Annotated in this window: 9 protein-coding genes; 2 read left to right on the top strand and 7 right to left on the bottom strand. The window is 39.5% G+C overall.

The features are described from left to right. Window positions 1–302: 302 nt before the first annotated feature. Complete coding sequence (locus HQN86_RS21150; RefSeq protein WP_172662874.1) at window positions 303–1,205, bottom strand: alkaline phosphatase family protein; 903 nt, start codon at window positions 1,203–1,205, stop codon at window positions 303–305. A gap of 162 nt (window positions 1,206–1,367) precedes the next feature. Continuing rightward, entirely contained in the window at window positions 1,368–2,663 is a 1,296-nt protein-coding gene (locus tag HQN86_RS21145; protein ID WP_172662873.1) for a hypothetical protein, read from the bottom strand. Between the two features lie 267 nt (window positions 2,664–2,930). On the opposite strand from HQN86_RS21145, the gene HQN86_RS21140 reads away from it, so the two are divergent. Together HQN86_RS21140 and HQN86_RS21135 are read left to right on the top strand one after the other, a co-directional pair. Further along, window positions 2,931–5,081 (top strand): alpha-galactosidase, encoded by a 2,151-nt coding sequence (locus HQN86_RS21140; protein WP_246269701.1) that lies wholly within the window; start codon window positions 2,931–2,933, stop codon window positions 5,079–5,081. A 103-nt stretch (window positions 5,082–5,184) separates the two neighbouring features. Next, window positions 5,185–6,261 (top strand): zinc-binding dehydrogenase, encoded by a 1,077-nt coding sequence (locus tag HQN86_RS21135; RefSeq protein ID WP_216854478.1) that lies wholly within the window; start codon window positions 5,185–5,187, stop codon window positions 6,259–6,261. 200 nt (window positions 6,262–6,461) lie between these two features. Here HQN86_RS21135 and HQN86_RS21130 read toward each other — a convergent pair whose 3' ends face one another. The 5 genes from HQN86_RS21130 to HQN86_RS21110 all read right to left on the bottom strand — a co-directional run bounded on the left by HQN86_RS21130 (window position 6,462) and on the right by HQN86_RS21110 (window position 12,218). Next, entirely contained in the window at window positions 6,462–7,352 is an 891-nt protein-coding gene (locus HQN86_RS21130) for an AraC family transcriptional regulator (protein WP_172662871.1), read from the bottom strand. Window positions 7,353–7,454: 102 nt separating this feature from the next. Continuing rightward, complete coding sequence (locus tag HQN86_RS21125; RefSeq protein WP_172662870.1) at window positions 7,455–8,696, bottom strand: NAD(P)/FAD-dependent oxidoreductase; 1,242 nt, start codon at window positions 8,694–8,696, stop codon at window positions 7,455–7,457. Between the two features lie 14 nt (window positions 8,697–8,710). After that, window positions 8,711–9,712, bottom strand: a complete 1,002-nt coding sequence (locus HQN86_RS21120) for a 4-hydroxyproline epimerase (protein WP_172662869.1) — start codon at window positions 9,710–9,712, stop codon at window positions 8,711–8,713. 2 nt (window positions 9,713–9,714) lie between these two features. Continuing rightward, on the bottom strand, window positions 9,715–11,286 hold the full coding sequence (locus HQN86_RS21115) for an aldehyde dehydrogenase (NADP(+)) (protein ID WP_172662868.1): 1,572 nt from the start codon (window positions 11,284–11,286) through the stop codon (window positions 9,715–9,717). Next, on the bottom strand, window positions 11,283–12,218 hold the full coding sequence (locus HQN86_RS21110) for a dihydrodipicolinate synthase family protein (protein ID WP_172662867.1): 936 nt from the start codon (window positions 12,216–12,218) through the stop codon (window positions 11,283–11,285). The genes HQN86_RS21115 and HQN86_RS21110 overlap by 4 nt, the downstream gene beginning before the upstream one ends. Between the last annotated feature and the right edge of the window lie 17 nt (window positions 12,219–12,235).

Raw genomic sequence — 12,235 nt, 5'->3', positions numbered from 1 at the left:
TGGGTAACCAGGACTTGATACATTATCAAATTAACTAACTAAACTAAGATCAGCGGGGCGCTGATCTGCACCAAAGGTATAACAATTTTTCATTATTTATAATTATTCTAAATAAAGAATTATTTTAAAAGAGTATAGCCTTATTGGGGACCCTATGTCAATAGCACACGATAGTAATGCCCTTGCTCTGCCTCAGCTGTACTTGAGGAATGCTTCAGACTTGCTTCATCGAGTTTGATACTGAAGCATTCCTCAAGTACAGCTAAACCATGGCTGAAGGATAGGAAACAGAGAAGATATTCCTACTTAAATATCGCATTTGGTACAACCCCTGTCCAGGCAGCAGGTAGCTTGCTTACTCCAAAAATCTTTGCCAATACCAAAGCTGTATTTTTATTGCTGTTGAATTCGGTAATCAGACCACGTTTCCTGATTTGAGGTCCGGTAATGGCCCATGGCACCTGCATTTCCGACATTGACACACCACCATGTCCCTGGTTAATGCCACCATGGTCTGTAATTAGCAGAAAGTGCGTATCTTTATAAATTCTAGCTGTTTTTAGTTTGTTCAGCAATATGCCAATTTCAACATCTGCATCCTCAATAGCCTTAATATATTCAGGAGACATCCACTTGAAGCTGTGACCAGCATGATCAGTATGTACGCTGTATAAAAATACAAGTGTAGGGCTTTGTTTATTTTTTAATAGAAAATCGTATGCTTTGCTATAGTTTTCCTGATAACGATCATTCTCTTCAAAATTAACCTCATCAAGGTATTTTTTATTAATAGGATTGATCAGTTCTTTCCAGTTATAGTAGTAGGCAATTTTTGACGAGGGTACTTCATCCTTCAAAACCTTAAATATTGAAGGGTAATATCCCTCTTTATCTGTCGCAATTGGAGTAAGTGGATGTTTTTCCATTGTCCAGTCATTACTGGTTATTCCATGCTCTTCCGGGCCTGAGCCAGTCATGTGGCTGGTCCAATTTGGAAGTGTAATGGATGGCATTACCGGCCTGGTAGTTAGCGAAAGTACGCCATCAGCGACCATCTTGTCCAGATTAGGATGTTTTGCTGTTTTAAATCCCTCGGAACTAAAACCATCCAATCCAATAATAAGAACACGAGCAGGCGTCTTTTGTGCATTTGCAGAAAAGGAGATTACGGATAAAATAAGTGCTTTGAAAAAAAAAGATCTCATGTGTATACTTGTTTGATATATAACAAAGTTAAATCTGTTTAATTTAAGTATGCGTATTTGTTTGTACAAATCAAAAACAAAAAAATGTATACGTAAAGTATTTAAGGTTAATTGATTAAAAGATAATTTGAATTCAAATGGATGTATGATTCGAGGTTTTTTTTAGAAAGTTTCATGTGTACTCAGATCATGTAGCTCAGGTGAAACTGCTTTACCGATGCCATTAAATAATATCTTAATTCCCATTACCTTGCCTATTGATCGCTGATATTTAGTAAAAAGTACTTTTTTACCGTTTAAAACGACTGATGCCTGCTTATTTTCTACTTTAATCATTACCTCGCCGCCATTTTCAGGATTAAAAGCGAGGGCGCCCAAAAATTGTTCAGAGCCTAATACCCTGACTTCCGAAAATTTGTATTCAGAGAAAGCCACACAGCTCCGTCTGTTTAACTTTAACAGGTGTCTGTGCTTTTCACCTAAAATGATAATTGTAGTTTCAACACATTGAGTGCCTGGTCTGCTTTGTTCGGCAAATATTTTACAGGAGAAAGAAAAATTATCTCCGTTAATATGTGATGGCTTGATGTTGCTAAAGCCAACCACAAAGGGCTTATGCGTGTCAAGTCCTGCTGAGTCGAGTTGTTTTGGCGATACATAAATGTTTTTTGGATCCAGTGATTTTAACCCTGCAATGGGGAATGCCCTGGAGGTATCGTTACCAGAATTGGCTACCCAGCCCTTGGTTTGCATATAGGCCGAGGCTGTATCTATTGGCTTATTGTGATATAACAATGTTGCATACACCACTCCTGGGTTTCTAAAGAATTTTGTGATCTTGTTTTTACCCTTAATGGAAGACACCAATGCTTCATCCATAAAATCTACCTGATATTCTTCATTTTCATCAAAAGAAACCTTTGAGTTTAGTTTAAATACAGCGGTATGTGGTACACTGCCGAAAGGATTTTCGCACACCAGTTTTACCTGCATAGACTCGGCTGTATTTTTCCAAAAGAAGACAATGGCTAATATAACCAAAACCAATGCTGCAAAAATAGCAACAACAAGTCGCGGTACTTTAGTGTCTTTAGGTACTTCAATATCATTTTCCTGATCAGTAGAGATGGATGTAACATTCTCGATCTTTAAAGTTGCGAAAACCAGTTCAAATTCCTGCCAATCGCGATAACCAATGAATTGCGATAATGCATCTCTGGTAGCTTTTTGGGGAAAATAGCGTTGGGGAGTTTTCAATCGGCCAAATATCCTTTTAAGTGTATTTACACTTAAATACACACCCGTTTGTTTGCCCAATTGACTACTTAATCTATTGTAATCTTCAACCCGCCATTCAGTAATGGCTTTGTCTCCCATCTTTTCTGTTATTTTCTGGCAGCAAAGATCTAATGCTTTAAAAAAAGATTGATTTACCGGCCGTACAGAATTAGAATCCATTTAAGAGTATCTCCTTAATAATTAAGCAATTATAACTACAAAACACTGCTTTCTCTTTGTATGGCCATTTGCATCTTTTTTACACCTTTTAGAAATAGATTTACGATCACAATTAACACATCCTTGTACAAACATATAAAATAACCGACCAATCAGGTATGTATTTTCTGTTAAACTTTTACCAGAAATGAAAAACATGCAGACTAAATTGTTTTACTTAGACAAAAAATGATATTCAAAAAATCTTTAAAACTTTTCTTAATATTTATGACCATAGGACAAAGTAACTTTGCTCAGAAAACATTTGAGATCACTACAAAAAACAATGTACTTGTTTTGGAAACGGATAAGGACAATTCATTACTTTTGAGTTACATCGGCAAAAAGCTCAAGAACGTTGCAGAGTATTCCAGCATTCAATCTCTGGATAAATACAAACCTGGTTCTGACGACCTCTTTAACAAACGCGAAGCATACATTGCCTCGGGTTCTTTGAATTTATTGGAACCTGCCTTAACAGTAACCCATGCCGATGGAAACAAATCTACCGAACTTACATTTTCCAGAGTCGAAGAAAAGCAGATCGATCAAAATAGAAAACTGACCAGTATTGTACTCAAAGATGCAAAATACAATTTTGAGGTTAGCTTACACTATTTATCTTACTTTAATGAAGATGTAATAGAACAATGGGTACAAATTGTACACAAGGAAAAAGGGGATGTTGTTTTAAATAAATATGCCTCAGCAAATCTTACCCTTAGTGGTAAGAAATTCTTTCTAAAAAACCACTATAGCGGTTGGGGCCGTGAAATGCGCTCTGAGGAACAACAGCTTTTGCATGGAATAAAAACAATTGATTCGAAACTTGGAACCAGAAATAACCTGCTAAACTCCTCTTCTTTCATGATTTCTATTGATCAGCCGGCCACAGAAGATTTAGGAGAAGTTGTTGCTGGCTCATTGGAATGGACAGGAAACTTCAGGCTGGATTTTGAGACTTTTGATGAATATTACTTAAGGCTAACTGCTGGAATCAATAACTTTTCTGGGAATTACACGCTAAAACCAGGAGAAGAATTTATAACCCCCCGTTTTGTATATACCTATTCGGCAAATGGAAAAGGCATTGCGAGCAGAAACCTGCAAAACTGGGCAAGAAATTACCAGTTACTGGAAGGTATGGGCGAGCGATCAACGTTGTTGAATAACTGGGAAACTACATATTTCGATTTTAACGATGAGAAATTGAATCACCTTATTCAAGATACCAAAAAACTGGGTGTAGATGTATTTTTACTGGATGATGGTTGGTTCGGTAACAAGTTCCCTCGAAATAATGCCACAGCAGGTTTGGGTGATTGGCAATTTAATAAACAGAAACTAGCCAATGGCATTAGTGCTTTGGGCAGGGAGGCGACAGCAAATGGTGTAAAATTCGGTATTTGGCTGGAGCCGGAAATGGTTAATCCAAAAAGTGAACTTTATGAGAACCATCCCGATTGGATTATCAGACAACCAGAAAGAAAGGAATACTACATGCGCAATCAATTGGTTCTGGACCTTAGTAATCCAAAAGTTCAGGATTTTGTATTCAATACTGTAGATGAGGTTTTTAAGGAAGTACCCGATTTGGCTTTTATCAAATGGGACTGCAATTCACTGATCTATAATGCCAACTCCCCTACTTTAAAAAACCAGGATCATTTTTATCTGGAATATGTAAAGGGCTTGAACAGTGTACTTGAGCGAATAAGAAAAAAATATCCAAAAATACCCATGATGCTTTGCGCTGGTGGCGGTACAAGAGTAGACTATGCAGCACTAAAATATTTTACTGAATTCTGGCCAAGCGATAATACCAACCCTTTTGACCGCATTTTTATTCAGTGGGAATATTCTTATTATTTCCCTTCGGTAGCTGTTGATAATCATGTTACAGATATGGGTAAGCAGCCAATCAAATTTAAAACTGATGTAGCCATGATGGGTAAACTGGGCTATGATGTGAAGGTAAATGAGCTGGACGAGAAAGAGCTTCTGTTTAGTCAAAATGCCGTTAAAATATACAATAGCATTAAAGACATTGTGTGGCACGGGCAGCAGTACCGGCTTCAGGATCCCTATGAAAACAAAGTAGCTGCCATATCATATGTTAGTGAGACCAGAGATACAGCTATAATCTTCAATTATTATGTCTCTACGCTTTACAATGCTAAAAACGCCATTCCTATAAAGCTTAAAGGCCTTGATCCTGACAAAATGTATAAGATTGAGGAAGTCAACCTTTACCCGGGTACAACCTCCCCAATTGATAGCCAAAGGTCTTACTCCGGAGACTTCCTTATGACTGTAGGTATTAATCCGGAAGCAGATGCAGGCCGAACCAGTGTTGTTTTAAAAGTTATGACGCTATAATATTATTAATAGATACTTGCCAGTATATTAACAATTTCATAATATAGTGTTTAATTATGCTAAACATAAGTTTAGTAATTATGCACTCAAATAGATCGTTATTATGAAAGGAAATATCGTGGTTTTTGAGGGTGCCGGCAAAAAACTGCAGTTGCAAGAGAGAGAAATACCCACACTTAAATCGGGTGAAATATTAATCAAGAATCTTTATACCACCATTTGTGGAAGTGATCTCCATACTTTCATTGGTATTCGAACTGAAAAAACGCCAACTGTACTGGGCCATGAAATTGTAGGCAGAATTGTTAGACTAGATGCAGATCATCCACGGCTTGATCAGGCGGGTAACAAATTACTGGAGGGTGATCTGGTAACCTGGGCAATATTCTGTTCACATCCTCAACAAGAATGGCTGGAGAAAGGTATGCCGCAAAAGTCTGATAATCTTTTCAAATATGGTCATGCACAAATTGTTGAAGAAGATGCCTTTCACGGCGGCTTGAGCGAATATTGTATTTTGCGGGCTCATACATGTGTCCTTAAATTACCTAATGAATTACCCGTGCCTATTGCAGCAACCATTAATTGTGCACTGGCAACTGTGGCCGGAGCGATTAGACTGGCCGGGCCTTTGGAGAAAAAAAATGTGCTTATTACAGGTCTGGGCCTTCTGGGAAATGTTACTGCCGCAATGAGTAAGGTTGCAGGGGCTACACGGATTATTGCAGTGGATGTGAATAGTGAACGTTTACAAGGATCAAAGGCATTTGGCGCTGATTTCTCTTATAATTCTAATGATGAAACAAATTTGCCGGAGATCTTAGCTGAACACAAAATTGATGTTGTATTTGATATGAGTGGTTCGCCAGACGCGATAGAATTGGGAATTGCATCATTAAGAACTGGTGGAACTGCGATTTGGGCCGGAGCAGTTTTTAAAACCAGGAAGATTGGCATTGATGCTGAGCAAATCATAAGAAAACTGCTTACCATTAAAGGTTTGCATAACTATAATTTCGAGGACCTTCAATACGCCCTCAACTTTATCAAAGAACAGCATCTGAATTTTCCATTTTCAGATATAGTATCTAAAGAATTTTCACTAACTGAGGCTCAGGAAGCCTTTGAGTATGCAATTGCACACAGACCATTACGGGTAGGTGTAAAAATGGATCTGTAACCTCACCTTACTCAAAATCATAATGTCTTTTAGAACTAAGCAATGGAAAATGTTGCTGGTAACGACTTAAACTTTTTTATCATTTTTATGGCTAATAGAGGGGATATTTAGCATATATAATTGTAAGACCATAACTTACATAGAATTACAAATCGTTCGAATCAGATCAATCAGATAGGTTGATCTTAGTGGAAAGGGGTTTAATTTATGTTGCTGACCTTATTATACGCATCCATGTATTCGCTAGGGGTTTTGCCTTTCACACTCTTGAAAACCCGGTTAAAATTATTTACACTATTGAACCCTACCTTATAGGCTACGTTTGCAATAGACTCTGGATTTCCTTCAGAAAGCAGCTTTTTACAAGCGTCATTTACTCTTACTTCATTTAGAAACGAAACAAACGTGTGACCGGTATGTTTCTTGAAGTATCGGCAAAATGCATGCGGATTCATATATGCAGTATTGGAGATGTCTTCCAGATCGATCTTGTTATGATAATTTTTCATGATGAAGTTGATAATCCGGCTCAATCGCATACCTTCATTTTCGGTAAGACTTGCAGAATAAACCTCCGGACATAAAACTTCAACATCGTTGTCTATAGATTGGATCATATTCATTAAGCTCAGGAAATTAGACAACAATACCATACCAGCAGAATGATGTATTTGTTTAATTTGTGCAGCAATCTTTGTGCATTGATGGGCTGGAATCTTAAATCCGTGCTTATAGTTGTCTAGAAAGGAATTAGCGGCTTTCAATTCGGGAAGGTCAAATAAGCCGGAAAGTGTATTTTTAGTGTTGAAATAGATAGAATGGGCCTTAACCGATTTGCCGCTCTCAGTGCTGAAATAATCAGGATTACTTTTAAATAAATGTGGCAGATTGGCTCCTACAAGAAAAATATCCCCTGAAGAAAAGACATGCATGTTGTTCCCTGCAATTAGGGTTCCTTCTCCTTGCTCCACCCAGGTAAGCTGCCACTCTTCATGTCGGTGAAGATATGGGTAGAAGTATGGTAATTCGATCTCTTCACTGACAACACTTCTATCAGCAGGTACTAAAATGGTAAAAGGTAAAACTTTCATACGCTCCCGTTTATTGATACCCAATTTACACAATCTTAACCAAAAGAGTGCTACCTATAGCTTAAGTATGCTAATATTCGGCTATAGGTAGCTAAAATCGTATTATCTGTTGGGATGGAAAGCTGAAATTTCTATTTCTGTTTTTTCCTGATCGATTAGTTGACTTACTAGTAAACCTGTTGCCGGACCAAGACTTAAGCCCATCATTCCATGACCGGTAGCAATAACCAAATTAGCTGTGCCGGAGCCGTAACCGATATATGGTAATCCATCAGGAGATGAGGGTCTGAAGCCATACCAGATATGATCAATACGGGGCAATTTAGGTGCTAACCCAGGAAAGTATTTAGGCACGGATTCTAAAATTCCCTGGACCCTGTTCATGTTTATTTTGTTGTTAATTTTTGCAATTTCCATTGTTCCACCAAACCTGAGTTGTCCATTCATTGGGGTAATGGCAACTCTTGCTTCACACAGTAATGCCGGAATGGTCATTCTTTGTTCCGGTTCATCCTCCATAAATGAATATCCTTTTCCCGGCATCAGGGATAAATTCAGATTTAACATTTTTGCTAGTGAAGGTGACCAGGCTCCTGCTGCCAATACATATTGGTCGGCGTTCCACTTTGTTGCGCCGGTATAGATAGCGCTAATATTCTTGCCGGAGCGTTCGATATTAGTAACCTCTAGATTTCGCAAAATCTCTACTCCCTGTCTTTCCAAATGCAGGGTTAACAATTCCATTAATTTAGCTGGATCAAGGTGCGCATCGCATCGATAGTGAGCCGCTCCAAGTACATCCAGATCCAGTTTTGGCTGGAGTGCTTTACATTCATCGGAATTTAATATAGCTATATCCAACCCAAGTTCCTTTGCTTTAAGTGCCAGGTGCAATTCTTCTTCTGCAGCAGCTTCGGTTTTATAGTAAGCTAAAATTCCATTTTTGGTGAGGTCAAAATCCAGTGCAGGATTGCTATAAAGTCCTTCGTATAATTTTTTGCTGAGCAGTGAGATATTCCGTAGTGGCTCTGCGGATTCTGTAACATGCTTTTTATTTGCCTTTCGAAGAAATTTGATGCCCCAGGCAGGCAGTCCGGAACTTAGGGATGGCTTTACATAAAATGGGCTGCTGCTATTGAACATCCATCTAAACCCCTGACTAATCAGTCCGGGTGCTGCAAGCGGGATAAAATGACTGGGAACGATCATACCCGCATTGCCAAATGAGCAACTGTCTTTAATACTGCCTTTGTCGATTACGGTTACCTGATGTCCCTTTTTGCTTAGGTAATAAGCAGAACTTAGTCCGACAATTCCAGCACCTATTATTATAATTTTCTGCATTTGTTTCTTATATCTTATATCACCTGAAATCCATGAGCATACGGGTCTCTGTCATCTATTTTAATGGTGTTGTATCCATATACTTCGGCCCAGCCTTCGATGCTTGGAATAATAGCATCGTATTTATCCATCGTAACAACATCCTCAATCCTACCTGTGAATTTGCTTCCTATGATGCTTTCATGAATAAAAACATCTCCTTTTTTCAATTTTCCCTTTGCATGCCACTGCGCCATTCTAGCTGATGTACCCGTGCCGCAAGGTGAACGATCTATAGCTTTGTCGCCATAAAATACCGCATTTCGAGCGGTAGCGGTAGGATCAATCGTATCTCCCGCCCAAAGAATATGGCTGCAGCCATTAATTGTAGGATCTTGCGGGTGCACAAAACTATACCTTTCATTGATTTGCTTTCGGATATCTCGACTCCAGCTAATAAGCTGACCGGCGGTATGCTCCTGTATGCCTTTAAAATTCTTCTGAGGATCAATAATGGCGTAGAAATTACCGCCATAGGCAACATCAATAAAGAACTCTCCCAATTCCGGACATTCAATCGAAAGATTTTCAGCGGCGAGGTACGCAGGCACATTTCGAAGTTTAACAGAAATCACCTTTCCAGCTGTTTCTTTATATTCAATTAAAACCAGACCGGCAGGCGCCTCCATGCGTACAAGTCCTGGGATTTTTGGTTTTATTAATCCTTCTTCAATGGCTATAGTGATGGTGCCAATTGTACCATGTCCGCACATTGGAAGGCAGCCACTCGTTTCTATAAATAATACTGCAACATCATTTGCAGGATCATGAGGAGGATAAAGTATACTGCCCGACATCATATCATGGCCCCGGGGTTCAAACATTAACCCTTTGCGGATCCAATCAAATTCTTTCAAAAAATGTTGCCGTTTCTCACTCATATTTTTCCCGTTTAGGACAGGTCCTCCTCCGGCGACAAGCCTTACCGGGTTACCGCAGGTATGTGCATCTACACAAAAAAAAGTTTTGCTATTCATGGCTATTTAGTCCATTTGTTATTTATCAATCTGAAAATATTGAGTGGATTCTTTTCTTTTAATTCATCAGGAAGCATTTCATCAGGCCAGTTTTGCCAGGCTAATGGTCGACAAAAACGAAGCACAGCGGTTGATCCAACAGAAGTAAAACGTGAATCATTTGTAGCCGGGAAAGGTCCGCCATGTTGCATGGCTGCGCAAACCTCTACCCCTGTTGGTGGATTGTTCAGGATTAAACGGCCCGTTTTATCTTTTAACTTCTCGATCAGCAAATGATATTCAGCCAGTTCCGATGGTTCAGCCATCATTGTAATGGTCAATTGCCCCTGCAGGATATCGGCTATATCAGCAAGCTGCCGGGTGTCGTCGGCTATAACAAGCATAGAGTATGGCCCAAAAATTTCTTCCTGAAGCACTGGGTTTTGGAGAAATTCGTTCCCCGAAATTGTTGATACAATAGATAGTGCCTGACAGCTGGCATCAGCATTTAAAACCAGGGAAGCCGCTAAAACTTCTGTATTTGGTTGTTTAAGCACCTCTGTGGTTCGTTTTTTATAATTGTTGTAGATGCCAACTGTAAGCATGGTAGCAGAAGCTACACGCTCTATTTCTATTTTTAAGTGTTCTATAAAAATATCAAGCTCCTTTGATTTAACAGCAATCAGCAAACCTGGGTTTGTACAAAATTGTCCTGCGCCCATGGTAATTGATCCTGCATAAGTGGAAGCAATTTGCCCTGCCCTGCTTTTTAATGCCTGTGGCAACAGAAATACGGGATTTATGCTTCCCATTTCTGCAAAAAATGGAATCGGATTTTTCCTCTGCTGCACCATTTTGAGTAAAGCCATTCCTCCTTGATATGAACCTGTGAAAGTGACCGCTCTGGTTTCTGAATGCTTAACAAGCATTTCTCCTATTTCATAGCCCTCATCAAATAACATTGAAAAAAAACCATGATGTACTCCAGATTTGTGTAGGGCGCGCATGATCGCCTGACCAGCAAGCGCACTGGTGCCAGGGTGGGCAGCATGGGCTTTCACAATAACTGGGCAACCGGCAGCAAATGCAGAAGCCGTATCTCCTCCGGCAACGGAAAATGCAAGCGGGAAATTACTCGCACCGAATACAACCACTGGCCCCAAGGGCACCAGCATTCGCCTGATGTCGGGTTTAGGAACTGGTTGTCGATCTGGAATAGCGGTATCAATGATGGCATTCAGCCATGAACCTTCTTCAACCTGGTCTGCAAAGAGCCTGAGTTGTCCGGTAGTTCTTGCCAATTCGCCTGTTAAGCGTACTTTAGTTAAACCACTTTCCAACTGCGCACGCGCTACCAACTCTTCACCGATAAACTCAAGTTCCTCTGCTATACTTCTAAGGAAGGCAACCCTGATACTTTTAGGGAGTTGTTTGTAGTGCGCTTCTGTCGCTGCAGTCATTGCCTCATTTAAATCTTCGACAACAGCATTGAAAAATTCCTCTTTAAGTAGCTCACCTGATGCAGGATTACTCGCATAGAAGACTTTGGCTGTCCTTTTGGAATATTGGGATGCAATTATGCTCCTTCCGTTCATACAGCTGGTAATTCTAACACTCCCCAGCTGTTTTCTGGTAATACAGGTCTTGCCACCAATGCATCGTTAATAATCTTAAGGACACGCTCGCGTTCTTTACCTTTAATTTTTAATCGCGGTGCTCTTACGTTTTCTGTTCCTATACCGGTACCCACCTCAGCGAGTTTTATATATTGTACAAGTTTAGGATGAATATCCAATTCAAGAACCGGAAGGAACCACCTGTAAATTGTTAAAGCTTCCTGTATCCTGTTAGATTTTACCAAGCGGTAAATTGCTACTGTTTCTTTAGGAAAGGCATCTACAAGTCCTGCTACCCATCCATGTGCTCCCATTACCAGACTTTCCATAGCGATAGGATCTACTCCCGTAAAGATTTTAAACCGGTCTCCAAATCTGTTGATCATTCTTGTAATGTTCGAAATGTTCCTTGTCGATTCTTTGACAGCCTGAATGTTTTCATAGTTAGCAAGTTCTGCGAACATATCCAATGTTACCTCAATTTTATAATCTACCGGATTGTTGTAAATCATGATTGGTAAGTCTGTACTTTCAGCAACTGATTTAAAAAAAGCAAGTGTTTCTTCATCATCGGCATAATAACGCATTGGTGGTAAAAGCATTAAGCCGCTAGCCCCTAATTCCTTAGCTGTTTTTGCGACTTGTACTGCTGCTTTGGTAGTTGATTCTGCAATATTGAGTAAAACCGGTACCCTTCCATTTACCAATTTTATGGTATGAGACAGTAACCCAAATTTTTCTTCGTTTGTAAGTGAGCTTGCTTCGCCCAGAGATCCCCCAAGGATTAGTCCATCAACACCCGCCTCGAGCTGGGCATAGATATTTTCGTCAAATGCATTGAAATCTAACTCATCATTATCCGTAAACTTGGTTGTTACGGCTGGAAATACGCCCGACCATTTTATTTTCATAGTTTATTTTTTTTAAC

The organism is Pedobacter panaciterrae, from assembly GCF_013204795.1.
Classification (GTDB): Bacteria; Bacteroidota; Bacteroidia; order Sphingobacteriales; family Sphingobacteriaceae; genus Pedobacter; species Pedobacter panaciterrae.
The sequence above is the reverse complement of the archived record's forward strand: the minus strand, read 5'-3'. Positions and strand labels throughout refer to the sequence as shown.

Excerpts from the sequence above, each read along its gene's own strand:
- HQN86_RS21110 (WP_172662867.1), bottom strand. The coding sequence starts at position 12,218 with ATGAAAATAAAATGGTCGGGCGTATTTCCAGCCGTAACAACCAAGTTT.
- HQN86_RS21135 (WP_216854478.1), top strand. The coding sequence starts at position 5,185 with ATGAAAGGAAATATCGTGGTTTTTGAGGGTGCCGGCAAAAAACTGCAG.
- HQN86_RS21140 (WP_246269701.1), top strand. The coding sequence starts at position 2,931 with ATGACCATAGGACAAAGTAACTTTGCTCAGAAAACATTTGAGATCACT.
- HQN86_RS21115 (WP_172662868.1), bottom strand. The coding sequence starts at position 11,286 with ATGAACGGAAGGAGCATAATTGCATCCCAATATTCCAAAAGGACAGCC.
- HQN86_RS21150 (WP_172662874.1), bottom strand. The coding sequence starts at position 1,205 with ATGAGATCTTTTTTTTTCAAAGCACTTATTTTATCCGTAATCTCCTTT.
- HQN86_RS21125 (WP_172662870.1), bottom strand. The coding sequence starts at position 8,696 with ATGCAGAAAATTATAATAATAGGTGCTGGAATTGTCGGACTAAGTTCT.
- HQN86_RS21120 (WP_172662869.1), bottom strand. The coding sequence starts at position 9,712 with ATGAATAGCAAAACTTTTTTTTGTGTAGATGCACATACCTGCGGTAAC.
- HQN86_RS21145 (WP_172662873.1), bottom strand. The coding sequence starts at position 2,663 with ATGGATTCTAATTCTGTACGGCCGGTAAATCAATCTTTTTTTAAAGCA.
- HQN86_RS21130 (WP_172662871.1), bottom strand. The coding sequence starts at position 7,352 with ATGAAAGTTTTACCTTTTACCATTTTAGTACCTGCTGATAGAAGTGTT.